General features: G+C 74.3%; 11 protein-coding genes. 6 read left to right on the forward strand and 5 right to left on the reverse strand.

The genetic code is table 11. From position 1 onward, the window contains the following. Positions 1–20 precede the first annotated feature (20 nt). Positions 21–2,327: an ATP-binding cassette domain-containing protein gene (locus tag ABEE00_RS28485; RefSeq protein WP_345748587.1), complete on the reverse strand. Its 2,307-nt coding sequence runs from the start codon at positions 2,325–2,327 to the stop codon at positions 21–23. Positions 2,328–2,387: 60 nt separating this feature from the next. On the opposite strand from ABEE00_RS28485, the gene ABEE00_RS28490 reads away from it, so the two are divergent. The 4 genes from ABEE00_RS28490 to ABEE00_RS28505 all read left to right on the forward strand — a co-directional run bounded on the left by ABEE00_RS28490 (position 2,388) and on the right by ABEE00_RS28505 (position 8,334). Continuing rightward, positions 2,388–3,395 carry a helix-turn-helix transcriptional regulator gene (locus ABEE00_RS28490; RefSeq protein ID WP_345748588.1) on the forward strand — a complete coding sequence of 336 codons (1,008 nt, stop codon included), beginning with the start codon at positions 2,388–2,390 and terminating at the stop codon, positions 3,393–3,395. 389 nt (positions 3,396–3,784) lie between these two features. Next, positions 3,785–5,497: a SulP family inorganic anion transporter gene (locus ABEE00_RS28495; RefSeq protein WP_345748589.1), complete on the forward strand. Its 1,713-nt coding sequence runs from the start codon at positions 3,785–3,787 to the stop codon at positions 5,495–5,497. Between the two features lie 36 nt (positions 5,498–5,533). After that, complete coding sequence (locus tag ABEE00_RS28500) at positions 5,534–6,934, forward strand: diacylglycerol/lipid kinase family protein (RefSeq protein ID WP_345748590.1); 1,401 nt, start codon at positions 5,534–5,536, stop codon at positions 6,932–6,934. Next, a complete protein-coding gene (locus tag ABEE00_RS28505; RefSeq protein ID WP_345748591.1) occupies positions 6,931–8,334 on the forward strand; it encodes an MFS transporter in 1,404 nt (467 codons plus the stop codon). Before ABEE00_RS28500 ends, ABEE00_RS28505 begins: the two co-directional genes overlap by 4 nt. 29 nt (positions 8,335–8,363) lie before the next feature. Here ABEE00_RS28505 and ABEE00_RS28510 read toward each other — a convergent pair whose 3' ends face one another. From ABEE00_RS28510 to ABEE00_RS28520, 3 genes are read right to left on the reverse strand one after another with little or no spacing between them, the layout of a single operon-like run. Continuing rightward, entirely contained in the window at positions 8,364–9,842 is a 1,479-nt protein-coding gene (locus ABEE00_RS28510; RefSeq protein ID WP_345748592.1) for an alpha-amylase family protein, read from the reverse strand. After that, on the reverse strand, positions 9,839–12,553 hold the full coding sequence (locus ABEE00_RS28515; protein WP_345748593.1) for an MGH1-like glycoside hydrolase domain-containing protein: 2,715 nt from the start codon (positions 12,551–12,553) through the stop codon (positions 9,839–9,841). The genes ABEE00_RS28510 and ABEE00_RS28515 overlap by 4 nt, the downstream gene beginning before the upstream one ends. 49 nt (positions 12,554–12,602) lie before the next feature. Next, complete coding sequence (locus ABEE00_RS28520; protein WP_345748594.1) at positions 12,603–14,072, reverse strand: hypothetical protein; 1,470 nt, start codon at positions 14,070–14,072, stop codon at positions 12,603–12,605. A 217-nt stretch (positions 14,073–14,289) separates the two neighbouring features. Between ABEE00_RS28520 and ABEE00_RS28525 the strand changes: the two genes are divergently transcribed. Both ABEE00_RS28525 and ABEE00_RS28530 read left to right on the forward strand, forming a co-directional pair. Further along, on the forward strand, positions 14,290–14,808 hold the full coding sequence (locus tag ABEE00_RS28525; protein ID WP_345748757.1) for a DUF1269 domain-containing protein: 519 nt from the start codon (positions 14,290–14,292) through the stop codon (positions 14,806–14,808). Positions 14,809–14,983: 175 nt separating this feature from the next. Beyond that, positions 14,984–17,542 (forward strand): winged helix-turn-helix domain-containing protein, encoded by a 2,559-nt coding sequence (locus tag ABEE00_RS28530; protein ID WP_345748595.1) that lies wholly within the window; start codon positions 14,984–14,986, stop codon positions 17,540–17,542. Positions 17,543–17,572: 30 nt separating this feature from the next. Here ABEE00_RS28530 and ABEE00_RS28535 read toward each other — a convergent pair whose 3' ends face one another. Next, a complete protein-coding gene (locus ABEE00_RS28535) occupies positions 17,573–17,830 on the reverse strand; it encodes a hypothetical protein (protein ID WP_345748596.1) in 258 nt (85 codons plus the stop codon). Between the last annotated feature and the right edge of the window lie 58 nt (positions 17,831–17,888).

The following is a 17,888-nucleotide window of genomic DNA, read 5'->3' on the forward strand; positions in this document are numbered from 1 at the left end:
CCGGTGAGTTGGGATGCCCGTCAGCCCGCCTCCGCCCCGCCCCTCTCCGCGTACCGCTCCAGCGCCTCGCATGTCGGGGTGTCGTAGCCCCTGTAATCCGTCACGTGGCCCTCGTACAGGATTCGGCCGCCGTGGCGGCCCGCTCCGGGGCCCAGGTCGATCAGCCAGTCCGCCTGGGTGAAGACGTCCGGGTTGTGCTCGATCACGACCACCGTGTGGCCCTGTTCGACCAGTCTGTCCAGCACGTGCAGGAGGGTGTCCATGTCGTTGCGGTGGAGGCCCGTGGTGGGCTCGTCGAGGATGTAGACGGTGGGGCTGCGCTGCTCGTGCAGCTCCTTTGCGATCTTGAGGCGTTGGCATTCGCCGCCGGAGAGCGTGCTGAGGGACTGGCCCAGGCGCAGGTAGCCGAGGCCCACGTCCGCCAGGCGTGCGAGCGCGGTGCGCAGCGACCGCTCGGGCAGCCGGTCCATGGCCTCGGTGACCGTGAGGTGGTCCACGTCGGCGATCGACAGCCCGGCCACGGTGTGCGCCAGGGCCTCGGGCGTGAAGCGGCGACCCCCGCACACCTCGCACACGACCTCCTGCCCCTCCATGAAGGCCAGGTCGGTGTAGCGGACGCCGAGCCCCTTGCACTCCGGGCACCCGCCCTCGGAGTTGGCGCTGAAGAGGGAGGTGGAGACGCCGTTCTCGCGGGCGAAGAGGCGGCGGATTCCGGGGGCGGTGCCGGTGTACGTGATCGGCGTGGACCTGCGGTTGGCCGCGACGGGCCGCTGGTCCACCACGACCGCCTCGTGCTGCGCGGCCACCTCCGCCGCGAGGCTGGACTTCCCCGACCCGGCGACCCCGGTCAGCGCCGTCAGCACCCCGCGGGGGAGGGTCACGGTGACCTCGCGCAGATTGTTGCGGGAGGCCCCGGCGACGGTGAGGTGGCCGGTCGCGTGCCGCGGGCTCCGCTTGAGGGGGCGGCGGCGGGCGAGGGCCCGGCCCGTGGGGCCGTCACTGTGCCGGAGCCCGGAGGGCGGGCCCTGGTACACCAGGCGTCCGCCGTCGCCGCCCGCGCCGGGGCCGATCTCCACGACCTGGTCGGCGCGGGCCAGCACGGCCGGATCGTGCTCGACGACCAGCACGGAGTTGCCGCCGTCCCGCAGCCGTTCCAGGAGCCGGACCATCGCGTCGACCTCGGTGGGGTGCAGCCCCACGGTCGGCTCGTCCACCACGTACAGCATCTCCGTCAGGCTGGACCCCAGGTGCTTGACCATCTTGATCCGCTGGGACTCCCCGCCGGAGAGCGTCGTGGTGGCGCGCGCCAGCGTGAGGTAGCCGAGCCCGATGGCGTCCATGGCTTCAAGACGTTGCTGGAGCGCGGTGACGGCCGGGGCGACGGAGGGGGAGTCGATCGTGCGGACCAGCGGGGCGAGTTCGGCCACCTCCATGCGGGACAGTTCGCCGATGGTGCGGCCGAGCAGGGTGACCGCGCGCGACTCCGCGTTCAGCCGGTCCCCGTCGCAGTCGGGGCAGACGTCCGCGCGCGTGAAGCGGCGGATGGCCTCCTGCTTGCGCTCCGAGAGGTGGTCTGAGGTGTGCAGGTGGATGCGCTCGAAGCGGTCGACGACGCCTTCGTAGGCGGCGGGCAGCCCGTGCCGCTCCGCGAACTCCGGTGCCCCGGCGGCCCCGTGGAGCAGCGCCGCACGCGCCTCCTCCGGCCACTTCCGCACGGGGGTGTGCAGGTCGAAGACGCCGATGTCGGCGTACTGGGAGTACCAGTACCCGCCGGGGCCGAAGCCCGGCAGCACGACCGCGCCCTCCGCGAGCGACCTGTCCTGGTCGAGGAAGCGGTCCACCGCGCTGACCACGACCTCGCCCAGCCCCGAGCAGGTGGGGCACATCCCGGCCGGATCGTTGAAGGAGAAGTGCCCGGACTCGCCCACCCACGGAGTGCCCAGGCGGGAGTAGAGCAGCCGCAGATAGGTCCAGGCGTCGGTGATCGTGCCGACCGTGGAGCGTGCGTTGCCGCCCAGCCGCCGCTGGTCGATCACGATCACGGGGGACAGGCCGCCGAGGTGCTCCGCCTCCGGCCGCGGCCACTTGGGCAGGCGGTTCCTGGCGAACGGCGGGAAGGTCTCGTTGAGCTGGTGCCCCGCCTCGGCGGCCAGCGTGTGGAACACCAGCGAGGACTTCCCCGAGCCCGAGACGCCCGCGAACACCACGAGCCGGTTGCGCGGGATGTCGAGGTCGAGCCCCGCGAGGTTGTGGGTACGGGCGCCGCGGACGGTGATGTGGGGGACGGCGTGATCGCGGGGCGCTGCGTGGTGGAGATGCTGAGCCATGCCCTCAGGCTCCGGCCAGATGCGGTCGAATCCTGACCGCATTCCGCCGACACTGGACACGTGGCGGATGTGACCGAACGGACCCTGACCCTGCTCTCCACCCTCCAGACCGGGGGCTCCTTCAGCGGCGAGGAGCTGAGCCGCCGCCTGGGCGTCAGCCCGCGCACCCTGCGCCGGGACGTCGAACGGCTGCGGGGCTACGGGTATCCGGTGGACACCCGCCCAGGACCCGGCGGTCACTACCGGCTGGCCGCCGGACGCACCATGCCGCCGCTGGTACTCGGCGACGACGAGGCGGTCGCGACGCTGCTCGCCCTCGCCTCCCTCGCGTCGGCCAGCTCGACGGGGACCGGGGGCGAGGGGGCCGAGGGCGACGCGGGCGTGGACGGCGCGGCCGCCACCGCGTACGGGAAGCTGGAGCAGTTCCTGCCCGCGCGGCTGCGCCCGCGCGTCGCCGCCGTACGGGCCAGCCTGGACACCGGAGGGGAGCGGGCGCCCAGCGTTCCCGCCGGGCACATCGCGCTGCTCGCCGCCGCCATCGCCGAGCGCGAGGTGGTGACCTTCGGCTACACGGACGCGCGCGGGCGGCGCAGCGAGCGGCGGGCCGAGCCGTACCGGCAGGTGCACCACCTGCTGCGCTGGTACCTGCTCGCCTGGGACGTGCACCGGGGCGACTGGCGCATGTTCCGCCTCGACCGGATCACGGAGCCGCTGCGGACGGGGGAGCGCTACGGTCCGCGTACGCTGCCCGCCGCCTCCGCGCTGGAGTATCTGCGCCAGGGGCTCAACAGGGGCAGGGAACCGGTGCGGTTGGTGATCGAGGCGCCGGCGGCGCGGGTCGCCGACGCGCTGAAGTACCAGGACGCCGAGATCGTCCCGCTCTCCGCGCGGCGCACCCGCGTGAGCCTGGCCCTGGACACCTGGGAGTGGCTGCTGCTCCCGCTCGCCTCCCTGGACGCGGACTTCGCCCTGGAGCTGCCCGAGCGATCGGCGCGCGAGATCCGGGACTTCGCGGAACGGCTGCTGACCGCGACCTCCGCAGTCCCCGCTGAGGGGTACGGGAGCTGACGCGGACCTCCGAGTCGCCGAGCCTCACACGTGCCGCCCCACAGCAGCAGGGTGAGGTCGGTGCGGTCACGTCCGCCGAGCGAGACACCGTACGCCGTGCCGATGCGGGACGGCGCGAAGGCGATCAGGCCGGGGAGCAGGTGACCGCTCCGACCAGGAGCAGCAGGGCGTTCGCGAGGCGGTCGGGCCACATGGGTCCTCAGCAGGGGCTGGCCGGCGGGGTCACGATCAGGGCGGCGGCGGGGGCCGTCGACGGCGTCCCGTACGGCGGAAAGTGAGGGTTCTCGCCCGGAGCGGGTGAGGCGCCGTCCCCGGCGCGGCGGGACCATCCGGTGTGACCGTGCGGCGGACGGGGCGTGCGGGGGCGTGCGGCCGGGGGTGTGGTGCCGATGCTGGAAGTGCCGCCCGGAGTCCGCGCGGTGGCGTCCTACCGGCGCGAGTGGCTGGTGAAGGACCTGGTCGCCGGTGCCGTGCTCAGCACGCTGCTGGTCCCGCAGGGCATGGCGTACGCGGAACTCGCGGGCCTCCCGCCCATCACCGGGCTCTACACCTCGGTCCTGTGCCTGCTCGGGTACGCGGTCTTCGGGCCCTCCCGCATCCTGGTGCTCGGGCCCGACTCCTCGCTCGGGCCGATGATCGCGGCGACCGTGCTGCCGCTGGTCGCCTCCGGGGGAGACCCCGGACGGGCCGTCGCGCTGGCCTCCGTGCTCGCGCTGCTGACCGGCGGGATCATGGTGCTCGCCGCGGTGGCCCGGCTCGGCTTCGTCGCCGACCTGATCTCCAAGCCCACCATGATCGGCTACATGAACGGGCTGGCCCTGACCATCCTGATCGGCCAGTTGCCGAAGCTGTGCGGCTTCTCGGTGGAAGCGGACGACATGCTGGGCGAGGCCGCCGGATTCGTACGGGGGCTCGCGGACGGCAAGGCGGTGGGCGCCGCGGCGCTGGTGGGGGCCGGCGGGACGGTGCTCGTGCTGGTGCTCCAACGGTGGCTGCCGAAGGTGCCGGCCGTGCTGGTCATGGTGGTGCTGGCGATCGGCGCCACGTACCTGTTCGGCCTGAAGGGGCACGGCGTCGAGACGGTGGGCCGGCTGCCCGAGGGCTTCCCGCCGCTGACCGTGCCCCGTGTCGGACTGGAGGACATGGGGCCGCTGTTCGCGGGCGCGCTGGGCATCGCCGTGGTCTCGGTGGCCGACACGATCTCCACCTCGACCGCGTTCGCGGCCCGCACCAAGCAGGAGGTGCGCGGCAACCAGGAGATGGCGGGCATCGGCGCGGCCAACCTGGCCGCCGGGCTCTTCCAGGGCTTCCCGGTCAGCACCAGCGGCTCGCGCACCGCGGTGGCCGAACGCTCGGGCGCGCGCAGCCAGTTGACCGGCGTGGTCGGCGCGGCCCTCATCCTGCTCATGATCGTGCTGCTGCCGGGGCTGTTCCGCGATCTGCCGCAGCCCGCGCTCGCCGCCGTGGTCGTCACGGCCTCGCTGTCGCTGGCCGACCTCCCCGGCACGGTGCGGCTGTGGCACCAGCGCAAGGCCGAATTCCTGCTCTCGCTCTCGGCGTTCCTGGGGGTCGCGCTGCTCGGGGTGCTGCCCGGGATCGCCCTCGCGGTGGGCCTGTCCATCCTCGACGTCTTCCGGCGGGTCTGGCGCCCGTACCACGCGGTGCTGGGCCGGGTACCGGGCCTTGAGGGCTACCACGACGTCCGCTCCTACCCGCGGGCCGAGCGGCTTCCGGGGCTGGTCATCTGCCGTTTCGACGCGCCGCTGTTCTTCGCCAACGCCAAGACCTTCCGCGACGAGGTGCGCAGGATCACCCGCGCCGAACCGCCGCCCGCGTGGATCCTGATCGCGGCCGAGCCGGTCACCGACGTGGACACCACGGCGGCCGACGTGCTCGAGGAGCTGGACCTGGAGCTGAACGCGCGGGGCATCAGCCTCGTGTTCGCCGAGCTCAAGGACCCGGTGCGGCGCAAGATCGAGCGCTACGAGCTGACCCGCACCATCGACCCGCACCACTTCTTCCCGACCGTGGAGGCGGCGGTCGCCGCCTACCGCGAACGGACCGGCGCCCGCTGGCCGGGTGAGCAGCCCGGTGAGCAGTGAGCGCGGGCACGCCGCCGGCCGCTTGGAGGTGTCCTCATGGACGGTCGTCACTACGGTTCCCGGCACAGCAAGCGCCGTACGCCCGGCCCCCGGTGGCCCGCACGCGCCGCCCTGGCCGCCGCGCTCGGCGCCGCCCTCGTGCTGCTGGTCTTCGCGGGGCTGCGCACCCTCGCGCTGCTCGCCACCGGCGCCGCCGCGCTGGTGGTCGCGCTCGCCGCCGTGTGGTGGGCGCTCACCCGGCGCGGGGTGCTGCGCTGGCTGGCCGTCGCCCTGGCGGTGGCGGCCCCGCTGCTGGTGCTGGTGCTGTACGTGCGGGCACACCTGGCATGGGTGGTGGCCCTCTCCGCCGCGCTGTGGCTGCTCGCGGTCGCCGCGGGGCGCTCGGCGCTGGTGCGGGCCGACATGCCGGTGCGGATGCCGGAGTCACCGGCGGGGGCGGTCACCAGGCCCGTGCTGTTCATGAATCCGCGCTCCGGGGGCGGCAAGGTGGCGCGCTTCCAACTCGACGTAAAAGCAAGGGAGTTGGGCGCCGAGGTGGTCCTGCTGGAGGGGCCGGGCACGCGTGACGTGGTGCAGCTCGCGGAGGAGGCGGCGACCGGGGGAGCGGACCTGCTGGGGGTGGCCGGAGGGGACGGCACCCAGGCGCTGGTCGCCGGGGTCGCCGCGACCTACGGGCTGCCTTTCCTGGTCGTCCCGGCGGGCACCCGCAACCACTTCGCGCTCGACCTGGGCCTGGACCGCACCGACCCGGCCCTCGCCCTGGAGGCGCTGCGCCCGGGCGCGGGCGTCGAACTCCGCGTCGACCTCGCCTCGGTGGGCGGCCGCCCCTTCGTCAACAACGCCTCCTTCGGCGCCTACGCCGAGGTGGTGCAGTCGGCCTCGTACCGCGAGGGCAAGACCCGTACGGTCGCCGACCTGCTGCCCGAGGTGCTGGCCGGACACCAGGGCGCCCGGCTCACCGCGCGCATGGACGGGTGGGAGGCCGACGGGCCGCAGGCGCTGCTGGTCGGCAACAACCCGTACGGGCTCGGCGACCTGTCGGGGCTCGGCCGCCGCGCCCGCCTGGACGCCGGGGTGCTGGGCGTCGTCGGCGTCACCGTCTCCAGCGCGGCGCAGGCGGCGGGGCTGCTGCGCGGACGGCGCTCGGCCGGGGTGACGCGGCGCACCGGGCCCGAAGTGGTGGTGTACGCGGACGCCGAGCAGATCCCCGTGGGCGTGGACGGCGAGGCGCTGAGCCTCCCCGTGCCGGTGCGCTGCGTCGTGCGGCCCGGCGCCCTGCGGGTGCTGGTGCCGCGGAACCGGCCGGGCGTGCCCCCGCCCCGCCCGCGGCCCGACTGGCGGCGGCTGCTCGCGCTGGGGCTGCGCCCGCCGCGCGGCGCGCGTTCCGGCGGCGCCGGGCGGCGCCGCGACACGACCACGGGAGGTGTGCGCCCATGACCGGCACAAGCGCGCGCGGACAGTACGCGGGGACGGGGGCGCGGGGCGTGCTGATCCCGCTCGCGCTCGCGCAGTTCATCTGCAGCTTCGCGGGCTCCAACATGAACGTGATGATCAGCGACATCAGCAAGGACCTGGGGACCACCCCGCAGGGCGTGCAGGTGGCGATCACCATCTTCCTGCTGGTGATGGCGGCGCTGATGATCCCGGGCGGCAAGTTGACCTACCGCTACGGCCGGAAGCGCTGTCTCGTCGTGGGACTTGTGGTCTACGGCGCCGGCGCCTTGCTGAGCGCGGTGGCGCCGGGGCTCGGCGTGCTCGTCCTCGGCAACTCGGTGCTGGAGGGCGTCGGCACGGCGCTGCTCATCCCGCCCGTCTACATCCTCACCACGCTGCTGTTCACCGATGTGGCCTCGCGGGCCCGCGCGTTCGGCTCGATCATGGCGATGGGCGGGGTCGGCGCGGCGGCCGGGCCGCTGATCGGCGGGCTCATCGCCTCCACGCTGGGCTGGCGCTACGCCTTCCTCTTCCAGGCCCTGGTGATCGTGGTGATCGTGCTGCTCAGCCGACGGATCGAGGACCCGCTGCCGCCGGTGCCCTCGGCCGCGCTGGACGTCCAGGGCACGGTGCTCTCGGCGGTCGGCCTGATCCTCGTCGTGTCGGGGATCCTGGCCACCGACAACAACGTGTGGCTGATGGCCGGGCTGATGGCCGGTGGCGCGCTGGTGCTGGTGTGGTTCTTCCGCTCGATCCGCGCGAAGGAACGCGCCGGGAAGGAACCGCTGCTGTCCACCAGCCTGTTCCGCAGCCGGGTGTCCAACATCGGCCTGGTCACCCAGAACATCCAGTGGCTGCTCCTGATGGGCGTCTCCTTCGTGGTGTCGGCCTACCTCCAGGTGGTGCGCGGCTACAACGCGATCGAGTCCGGCGTCATCTTCACCTCGGCGACCGTGGGACTGCTCGCGTCCTCATTGGCGGCCGAGCGGTTCGCGAAGCGGCGGGCGCAACGGACGCTGATCATGGCCGGGTTCGCGATCACGGTCGGCGGCATCGCGGTGCTGCTGGCCATGGCGGGCGGCACGGCGAGCCCGTGGGCCTCCGCGCCGGGGCTCTTCCTGATCGGCGCGGGCTGCGGCGCGATGCTGACCCCTTCGGTGAACGTGGTGCAGTCCGCCTTCCCCGAGGGGCAGCAGGGCGAGATCTCCGGCCTGTCGCGCAGCGTGTCCAACCTGGGCTCCTCGCTGGGCACGGCCGTGGCGGGCACGATCCTGGTCGCCGAGTTCACGAACCACGCCTACACGGCGGCGATGGTCGTGCTGGCGGTCGTCGGGCTCGGCGGACTCGCGGCGGCCTCCTTCCTGCCGAGGGGCGGGAAAGAGGCCGCCGCGAGCGGAACGTAGGCGGGTCGCAGCGTCGCGCCGCGCCAGGATCACGCCTGGCGCAGCGTGAACAGGTGGGCGCCCCAGGCTTCGAGACCCACGTAGAGCCCGGCGCCCACCAGCTCCTCCGCCGGGCGCTCGTACGAGGCGCCGCTGAGCAGGTCGTGCAACGTCCAGGCGCCCGGCGCCAGTTCCTCCGCGGGCAGCGGGATCCGCCCCTGCGCCGGCCCCTCGGACAGATTGACCGCGACCACGAAGCGCCCGGCGGGCCCGGACCAGTACCAGGTCAGGACCGACTGGTGCGTGGGGTTGTCCGACCAGCCCGTGCACTCCAGCAGGCGCCACCGGCCGGTGCGCATGCCGCTGTCGTGCACCGCGGCGAGCAACTGCGTGTAAAACACGCGCAGTTCGCCGTCCTCCGGCTCCTCGGGGCGGCGGGTCAGGAACACCGGCAGCCGCACCCTGCGCCCGGTGAACTGGCCCTCGTGCCACAGCGTCGCCCCGGGCAGCGTGGCGCTCAGCACGGCGGCCGCGCACTCCTTGCCGGGGCCGAGGGTGTCGGCGGCCCGCGGCTCGTCGTGGTTCTCCAGGAACCGTACGAGGCGGCGCTGGTAGTCCTCGCCGGCCAGCAGATGCGCGCCGACCGACGCCGGGCCCTCGTGCAGCAGCCTGTCGTAGAGCCGCTTGTCGTAGCAGAAGCCGAAGCCCTGCTGCTGGAGGGCCCATTCGAGGTCCCAGTACGCCTCGGCGAGGAAGGCCATGTCCGGGTGCCGCTCCCGTACGGCGCCGATGACCTCGGGCCAGAAGTCCCGCTCGGGCGGCGCGCCCGCGCTCTGCCCCCAGGTCTTGGCGAACACGTCGTTCATCAGCAGCATCGCCATGTCGCAGCGCACCCCGTCGCAGCGCTCCCCGATGCGCGCGAGGAGATCGGCCGTGGCCGCGCGCATCCCCGGCTCGAAGGCGTTGAGCTGCACCACATCGGGCCACGGCGGGAAGAAGGGGTCGCGGCCGCGCGCGAGGACGTGGTCCCCGACCTCCAGGAAGGAGGCGGGGTCCAGGCGCAGCGCCTCCGGCGTCCCGTGCACGAAGTGCTCGGGGTGCTCGCGCACCCACGGGCTGTCCGGCGCGACGTGGTTGGGCACGTAGTCGAGCAGCAGGCCCGCGCCGCGCGAGGAGAGTTCGGCGCGCGCCACGGTGAGGCCGGTGTCGCCGCCGAGGGCCGCGTCCGGCTCGTAGCGGCGTATGCAGTACGGCGAGCCCGCGATGTCCTCCTCGCGCAGGTCGGGCAGCGCGTCGGTGAAGGAGCGCCGGAGCGGGGCGTTGCGCAGCGCGATGTCCCGGCCCTCCGGGCTGCGCTCCCACACGCCCATCAGCCAGACGGCGTCCACGCCGTGCGGGGTGATCTCGTCCCACGCCTCGGAAGGGAGGGCGCCGAGGTCCACGGGGCGGCCCACCCGCGCCGCCCATTCCCCCATCCACACCCGGGTGTTGACCTCGTACACGACGGGCTGGGCCGGCAGCGCTGTCATGGTGCCTCCTGCGGGGGCGCGGGCGTCTCCACCGGTGCGGCGGGCGCGAAGTCCTCGGCCGCGAGAGTGCCGAAGACCGTCATCAGGGCCGCGACCAGGCCCGTCCAGCCGGTCTGGTGCGCGGCGCCAAGGCCCGCGCCGTTGTCGCCGTGGAAGTACTCGTGGAAGAGGATCAGATCGCGCCAGTGCGGGTCGTTCTGGAACGTCTCCATGCCCCCGTACACCGCGCGCCGGCCCTCCTCGTCCCGCAGGAAGATGCGGGTGAGCCGGTGCGAGAGCTCCTGGGCCACCTCGAAGAGGGTCATGCGGTTGCCGGAACCCGTGGGGCACTCCACCGTGAAGTCGTCGCCGTGGAAGGCGTACAGGTTGAGCAGCCCGCGGATGATCAGCGCGTTGACCGGGAACCACACCGGGCCCCGCCAATTGGAGTTGCCGCCGAACATCCCCGAGTCCGACTCGGCCGGCAGATAGCCGACCCGCAGCTCACGGCCGTCGAGCCGGTAGACGTACGGGTGGTCGGCGTGGCGGCGGGAGAGCGCCCTGATCCCGTACGGGGAGAGGAACTCCTCCTCGGACAGCAGGTGTTCCAGCATCCGCGGCAGCTTCTTCTCGTCGACCACCGACAGCAGCCGCGGCCCGCCCTCGGCGCCCGCCTGGGCCGCCTGTACGGGCGCGGACAGCGAGGGGTGCCGCTCGGCGAAGCGGCGCAGCCGCTCCCGCAGCCCCGCCATCCGCTCGAGCTGTCCGGGCCGGAAGACGGTGGAGGCGCACAGCGGGAGCAGGCCGACCATGGAGCGCACGCGCAGGCGGGTGGCGTTGCCGGCGGGCAGCCGCAGCACGTCGTAGAAGAAGCCGTCCTCCTCGTCCCACAGCTCGTCGGGCAGGTCGCCGACGCGGTCCATGGAGGCGGCGATCCACAGGAAGTGCTCGGTGAAGCGCAGCACGAACTCCTCGTACGCCGGGTCCCGTTCGGCGAGTTCGGCGGCGATCTGGAGCATCGTCTGGCAGTAGAGCGCCATCCACGCGGTGCCGTCCGCCTGCTCCAGCGAGCCCCCCGTGGGCAGCGGCGCGCTGCGGTCGAAGACGCCGATGTTGTCCAGACCGAGGAAGCCGCCCTGGAAGACGTTGCGGCCGCCGGGGTCCTTGCGGTTGACCCACCAGGTGAAGTTGGTCAGCAGCTTGGTGAAGACCCGCTCAAGGAAGGCGTGGTCGGCGCGGCCCGTGGTGCGCTCCTCCAGGCTGTAGAGGAAGTACGCGGCCCAGGCGTGCACGGGCGGGTTGACGTCGCCGAAGTTCCACTCGTAGGCCGGGATCTGCCCGTTGGGGTGCAGATATGGGTCGCGCAGCAGCAGCTCCAGCTGGTCCTTCGCGAAGGCGGCGTCGACCACCGAGAGCGCCACGCAGTGGAAGGCAAGGTCCCATGCCGCGAACCACGGGTACTCCCAGGTGTCGGGCATGGAGATCACGTCGTCGCAGGTCATGTGGAACCACGCGCGGTTGCGCACCGCGCTCCGCAGCTCCGGCGGACTCCACGGGTCCAGGCCGTGCTCGGCGAGCCAGGTCTCCAGGTCGAAGAGGTAGTACTGCTTGGACCACAGCATTCCGGCGAGCGCCTGGCGCAGCACCCGCGCCTCGTCCTCGCCGGCTCCGGCCGGGGTCAGCCCGCGGTAGAAGGCGTCGGCCTCGGCCCTCCGGTCGCGGAGGACGAGGTCGAAGCCGGCCGCCGGATCGGTCACCGTGCCCGCGCGCGAGAGCCGCAGCCGCACCGTCGCGAACCCGCCGGCCGGGACGGTCAGCACATGGTGCGCCGCCGCCTTGGTGCCCTCCCGCGCGGGGTTGACCGCGCCCTCCTCGCCGTTCACGACGCGGCGCCCGATGCCGTCCTTCACGTACGGGGAGGCGTTGCGGGTGCCGAAGAGCCGCTCGTTGTTCGTCTCGTTCTCGGTGAAGAGGAGCGGTGCGTCGTCGACCAGATGCAGCTCGTACGCGCCCAGTTCGGGGTGATCGGCGCGCACGGCGGTCATGCCCCCGGGGCCCTCGGCCGCCGCCATGTGCGGCTTCGCCGCGCCCTCGCGCCAGGACCAGGTGTTGCGGAACCACAGCGTCGGCAGCACGTGCAGGGTCGCCGGCTCGGGCCCGCGGTTCTCCACCGTGATCCGCATCAGCAGGTCCTCGTACCCCGCCTTGGCGTACTCGACGGTCACGTCGAAGTACCGGTTGTCCGCGAAGACGCCGGTGTCCAGCAGCTCGTACTCGAAGTCGCCGCGCCCGCGGGCCCCGTTGACGGTCACCAGGTCGTTGTAGGGGTACGCCGCCTGCGGGTACTTGTACAGGTAGCGCATGGAGGAGTGGCTGGGCGTGCTGTCCAGGTAGAAGTAGTACTCCTTCACGTCCTCGCCGTGGTTGCCCTCCCCGTTGGTCAGGCCGAAGGCGCGCTCCTTGAGGATCGGGTCGCGCCCGTTCCACAGCGCGAGCGCCAGGCACAGCCGCTGCTTCTCGTCGCAGACGCCGCCGAGCCCGTCCTCGCCCCAGCGGTAGGCGCGGGAGCGCGCGTGGTCGTGCGGGAAGTACGTCCAGGCCTCGCCGTCCTCGCTGTAGTCCTCGCGCACCGTGCCCCACTGACGCTCACTCAGATACGGGCCCCACAGCCGCGCGCGCCCCTCCGCGTCGACGACGGCCCCGGGGCCCGCGCCCTCCGTCTGCGTCCCCATGCCCGCGCTCCTCTCCTCGGCTGCGGACCGGCTGCGGACCGGCTGCGGCTCAGTGTCGCGGCCGGGCCGGTACGGGGTCCTCACCTGCGGTGGGTGAGCCCCGCTCGGTGCCCTGCTCCGGGGCCAGGGCCGTGCCCTGTGCCGTGTCCCGGTCAGGGCCCCGCGCGAGGAGTGTCACGGCGATCTCGTACGCGGCCAGCAGCGCGCCCACCACCAGCAGGCCCGTCCACGAGGACAGGAGCAGGGCGACGAGCGCGGCCAGCACGGCGCCGCCGACGCGCAGCACGTCGGCGTGCGCGCGGGTACGGGCGCGGATCTCGGCGGCTGAGGCCAGGCGCTTTCCCGTGGCCGCCGCGAAGGTGCCCGTGGCGCGGGCCCCTTGAGAGGCGCCGTGGCGTGCCGCGCTGGGGAGCCGCCCGGGGCCGATCGCGTACATCAGCACGGCCAGCGCGATGCCGAACCACAGGAGCTGGTCGGCCCGGTCCCGCAGGACCGCGAACAGGTGGTGCAGGGCCTCGCGTACCCCGTCCCGGTAGACGCCCTTCGGTACCTGGCCGAGGATCTGGTCCCGCACGGCGCGCAGCACCGCCGACAGCGCGGTCACCGTGACGGCCAGCCACAGGCCGAGCTGGAGCAGCGTGCGGCGGCGGTGCGGGGAGGCCCACAGGGCGAGGCCCAGCAGCACGACCGTGCCCGCGACCAGGCCGGCGAGGCCGCGCTTGAAGAGCAGCACGGCGTCCTGGAGCTGGGCGAGCTGGTGCCGGTCGTAGAGGGTGATCTGCGCGAAGTCCTTGGGCAGGTGCACCCCGAGCGCCTTCTCGATCCTCTGGTGCAGCGCGGGCGGCAGTTCGCCCGAGGTGAGCGTGGGGAGGTCGAGCTTTTTGCCGAAGAGCTGCGGGAGCTGGGCCTCCAGCGCGGTGAGGAGGTTGTTGGTCATCGGCAGCAGGTTGAGGGTGACGGTCGAGCCCTGGACGCGCACGTTCCCGTTCTTGTTCTCCAGGGTGGCGACGAGGCGGGCGTGTGCGGCGCGGTTGGCGCCGCGCCACAGGTCCTGGAAGCTGTCGCTCTTGAGCAGCCGGGAGACCGACGTACGCATGTAGTCGTGCACCGAGTCGGTGACGGGCCCCGCGAGGAAGGCGGCGCGCGGCGGCAGCGCCCGCTTGAGCCGCCGCTCCACGTCGACCGCGGAGAAGACCTGGTCGGTGAGGTACGCGGACACGGCCGCGTTCACCTTCGGGTCCCGGGGGAGCGGGGCCACCGTGGCCACCCAGCGGTCCGTGTTCAGCGTCGTACGCGCGCCCCACAGCCCCACCACCGAGGTGACCGTGCACACCGCGACCAGCGCGATGAGCACGGCGGCCAGCGCACGGCGGAGGGAGAGCAGCCAGTCGCGGCGCTGGGCCTCGCTGCGTACGCGGGTGCGCAGGTCGGCGACCTCGGCGCGGAGTTGCTCCAGCTCGGTGGTGGCGGGTCCGGGCGGCTCGCCCTCGCCCCTGCTGCCGTTCGTGCCCTCGCTCATGGCGCCGCACCCCCTTTGCTGACGCGCCGTCGGACGCGTACGGGCGAAGGGGCCGCCCGTGCCGTACACCGTCGCGGGGCCCGCGGCGAGGGGCCTCACCCCGCGGAGGTGATGTGCGGGCCGGCGGTGCGGCTGCTGGATGGAGGCGGGCCGGGCGCCGCCCGAGCGCGGCGGCCGGGGAGCTGACGGGGGTCGGGAGGGAGACGTCGTGGCCGCGATGGGACCGGTGCAGATGCTGACCCTCGGATTCGGCGCCGGCGCCGGGTTCGACGGGATCAGGTCGGAGCTCGAACTCCTGGAGCAGAGCGGGCAGATACGGGTGCTCGACCTGCTCTTCGTGGAGCGGGAAGAGGACGGGGAGCTGGTCGCGCTCGGCTACCAGGCCGAGGGCATGGGCGAGACCGTCGCCGCGCTGCTGGGCATGGCGCCCGGCGCGCTGCGCACGGCCGAGCGTGACGTGCCCTCGCTGCGCCAGGGGCGGGCCTTCGGCCTCTCCGCGTGGCATCTCGGCGAGATCGCCGACGAGCTGCCCCCGGGCACGTCCGCCGCCTTCGTCCTCCTCGAACACGTCTGGGCCCGGCGGCTGAAGGAGGCGGTACGGGGCGAGGGCGGCGTCCCCCTGGCCGAGGGCTTCCTCACCCCGGAGGCACTGGCCCCGGTGGCGGCGGAGCTGACGGCGGCCTCGGAGCGGAACGCCGCGTCGTCCGGCGCGCGGGACCGGTCGTCCGAGGGCTGACCCGCGCAAGGCCCGGGCGGGCCAAAGGGCCCGGGGCGCCGGGGGCTTCGGGCACCCGCGGGGGCCGACCGGGCCAAACCGCCGAGGAGTCGGCCGCGGGAAGGGCGCACCCGCGCCGCCCGCGGGCACACTCATGCGCACCACCCCCGCACTCCCGCGAGAGTGAGGTGCCGCCATGGGTGAGCTCGCGGAACGACCGTACGCGGCGGAGCAGCCGTTCGCGGCGGAACGGCAGTACGCGGCGGACCGCCCGCCCCCTCGGCCAGGAGCCGCGGTGGCGCCCGGCGCCGCGCCGTACGCCCGCGCCGCCGCGCCGCCCCTGCCGGAGTGGCTGATCCCCAGACCCCGCCTGGTCGCCCGGCTCTCGCGCGGCGTGCTCGGACCGCTGACCGTGGTGGTCGGCCCCGCGGGCGCAGGCAAGACGGCGCTGGTCACCGAGTGGGCGCACACCGCCGTGCCGCCGGGCCCCGTGGCGTGGGTGGCCTGCGACGGCGGCGCCGAGCCGCCCGGCGTGCTGTGGCCGCGCGTGGCGGCCCAACTGGGCGCGGCCGGCGTGGACCTGCCGTTCTCCGGCGCCGGCTCGGGGGTCTCCGAGGCCGGCCCGGGCGGCGGACCAGGGGGCGGGCCGCTCTCCGCCGCGCTCGTGGCCGACGGCCTGGCCCTGCGCGCCGAGCCCGTGGTGCTGGTCCTGGAGGACTTCGAGCCCGAGCCGGGCTCGGCCACGGCCGAAGAGGTGTCCCTGCTGCTGCGGCACGCCTCGCCCGCCGTACGCCTCCTGGTGATCTCCCGCAGGGACCCGCCGCTGCACCTGCACCGCCGCAGGCTGGCGGGCGAACTGGCCGAACTGCGCACCGTGGACCTCGCGTTCACCGAGAAGGAGACGACGGCGCTGCTCGCCCAGCACGGTGTCACCCTTGCCGCGCCCGCCGTGCGCCGCCTCGCCCAGCGGACGGAGGGCTGGGCGGCGGGTCTGCGGCTCGCGGCCATGTCGCTCGCCGGACACCGGGACCCGGCGGAGTTCGTGCGGCGGTTCGCCGGGGACGAGGAGGCCGTCGTCAGCTATCTGTCCGAGGAGGTGCTGGACGCGCAACCCCCGGAACTGCGGCACCAGTTGCTGGTCATCAGCGTCCTGGAACGGGTGAACGCCGAGCTGGCCGCGGCCGTCGCGGGGCAGGAGTCCCAGGGCCTGTTCGCCGCGCTGGTCCGGCAGAACTCCTTCCTGCACCCGCTGGGCCACGGCTGGTACCGGTGCCACCGCATGTTCCGCGACGTGCTGCTGCTGCGGCTGCGCCACGAGGCGCCAGGACAGATCGCGCGGCTGCACCGCAGGGCCGCCGCCTGGCTCGCCGCGCACGGCCTGCTGCCCGAGGCGCTGTCCCACGCGCTCGCCGCGGGCGATCCGCGGTACGCGGCACGGCTGGCCGTGAGCGGCCCCGCCGTCGGCACGCTCCTCGGGCTGACGGGAGAGCGGCTGCCCCAGGAGCTGGCCCGCGAGCTCACGCGGGCGCTCGCGCAGGGGCCCACGACCGACTCCGCTGCGGAGGGCCTCGCCCAGGACACGACCGCCGCCCCGCATCCCGTACGGCCCGAGCCCGAACCCGCCCTGGTGGCCGCCGCGTTGGCGCTGGGCGAGGGGGACGCGGAGCGCTGTGACCGCGCGCTGCGGGAGGCGGATGCGGCCTTCGCGGCCCTCGAAGCTCTCGCCGAGGACGGCGCCGAGGGGGAGGGCGTACGCGGAGACGAGCCTTCGCGGGAGGGGCCGGGGGTGGCCGCGCGGCTGACCCGCGCGGTGATCCGTACGGAGGCCGAGCGCTCACGGCGCCCCGAGGAGGCGCTGGCAGCGGCGGCCGAGGCGGAGGAACTCGGCGCCCTGCTGCGCCCCGGGCCCCGGGAGGCCCACCCGGAGCTGGGCGCGCTCGTGCTGTGCGTACGCGGCGACGCCGAGCTGCGGCGGGGCCGGCCGAAGGGCGCCGAACGGGCGTATCTCGCGGCGCTCAAGGCCCTGGGCCCCGCCGGCGGCGGACCGCTGCGCCGCGACTGCCTCGTCGGCCTCGCCCTCCTGGAGGCGCTGCGCGGCCGCATGCGCTCGGCCGCCGACCTCGCGGCGCGCGCGCAAAGTCCCGCGATGCCCCCGCCGTCACCGGCCGACCGCTCCCGCGCCGCGCTCCACGCGGTGTGCGCCTGGTCGGCGCTGGCCCGCGGCGACGCCGTACGGGCGCGGCCCGAAATCGACCGCGGGGAGGCGGCGTTGCGCGCGCTGCCCGATCCGCCGGTCGCCGCCCTGCTGGTGACGGCCGGGGAGACGGTGGCGCTGTGCGAGCGCGGCGCGCCGCCCACGGTCGAGGCGGTACGCGGGCTGTGCGCGGCGGCCACCGGAGTCTGGCCCGCGGCGCCGGCGCAGGCGCTGGAGCGTGCCGTGCACCTGGCCTGCGCCGCAGTGGCGACCGCCGAGCGGCAGCCGCGTACGGGGGCGGGCGCGGCTTCAACGCCCGCCCCAGGGCGCTCAGTTGAGGGGCATGAGGGGCGGGGTGCGGGGCGTGCCGGGACGCTCAGCGGGCGGGAGCGCGACGTGCTCGCGTACCTGGCGCGGACCATGACCACCGAGGAGATCGCCGCCGAGCTGTATCTGTCGGTCAACACCGTCAAGACGCACCTCAAGAGCGTCTACCGCAAGCTGGAGGTGACCCGGCGCTCGGCCGCTGTGCGGCGGGCCCGCGAGCTGGAACTGCTCTGATCCCGGGCGCGCGGGTGCACGGCGAACGCCTCAGCCCGCGCCCGCGCCCTCGGGCGGCGGGAGCCTCCGCACCTCGACCAGTTCGAGCCCGAGCGACTGGATGCGGTCGAGGATGCCGTACAGCGCGGCCTGGTCCAGGCCCGCACCGCGCAGCACCGTCTCGGCCGGATGCCGGGTGACCGCCAGCTCGCCGAAGGCCTCCTGGAACGACCCGCTGACCGTGCCCCTGATGCGGATCTCGAACTCACCGCCGCCGCCCGGTGCTTCGGCCCCTTCTGTCCCGCCCATGCCTGCACCTCCCGCGCCGCGGTCCGCACGTGCCGCTCCATTCCGCCCCCGACGCCCC

Source organism: Streptomyces odontomachicola (assembly GCF_039605595.1).
Classification (GTDB): domain Bacteria; phylum Actinomycetota; class Actinomycetes; order Streptomycetales; family Streptomycetaceae; genus Streptomyces.

Bases quoted from the DNA above. Each gene is read 5' to 3' on its own strand.
- ABEE00_RS28485 (WP_345748587.1), bottom strand. From the start codon at position 2,327: ATGGCTCAGCATCTCCACCACGCAGCGCCCCGCGATCACGCCGTCCCC.
- ABEE00_RS28495 (WP_345748589.1), top strand. From the start codon at position 3,785: ATGCTGGAAGTGCCGCCCGGAGTCCGCGCGGTGGCGTCCTACCGGCGC.
- ABEE00_RS28500 (WP_345748590.1), top strand. From the start codon at position 5,534: ATGGACGGTCGTCACTACGGTTCCCGGCACAGCAAGCGCCGTACGCCC.
- ABEE00_RS28505 (WP_345748591.1), top strand. From the start codon at position 6,931: ATGACCGGCACAAGCGCGCGCGGACAGTACGCGGGGACGGGGGCGCGG.
- ABEE00_RS28510 (WP_345748592.1), bottom strand. From the start codon at position 9,842: ATGACAGCGCTGCCGGCCCAGCCCGTCGTGTACGAGGTCAACACCCGG.
- ABEE00_RS28515 (WP_345748593.1), bottom strand. From the start codon at position 12,553: ATGGGGACGCAGACGGAGGGCGCGGGCCCCGGGGCCGTCGTCGACGCG.
- ABEE00_RS28520 (WP_345748594.1), bottom strand. From the start codon at position 14,072: ATGAGCGAGGGCACGAACGGCAGCAGGGGCGAGGGCGAGCCGCCCGGA.
- ABEE00_RS28525 (WP_345748757.1), top strand. From the start codon at position 14,290: ATGGGACCGGTGCAGATGCTGACCCTCGGATTCGGCGCCGGCGCCGGG.
- ABEE00_RS28530 (WP_345748595.1), top strand. From the start codon at position 14,984: ATGGGTGAGCTCGCGGAACGACCGTACGCGGCGGAGCAGCCGTTCGCG.
- ABEE00_RS28535 (WP_345748596.1), bottom strand. From the start codon at position 17,830: ATGGGCGGGACAGAAGGGGCCGAAGCACCGGGCGGCGGCGGTGAGTTC.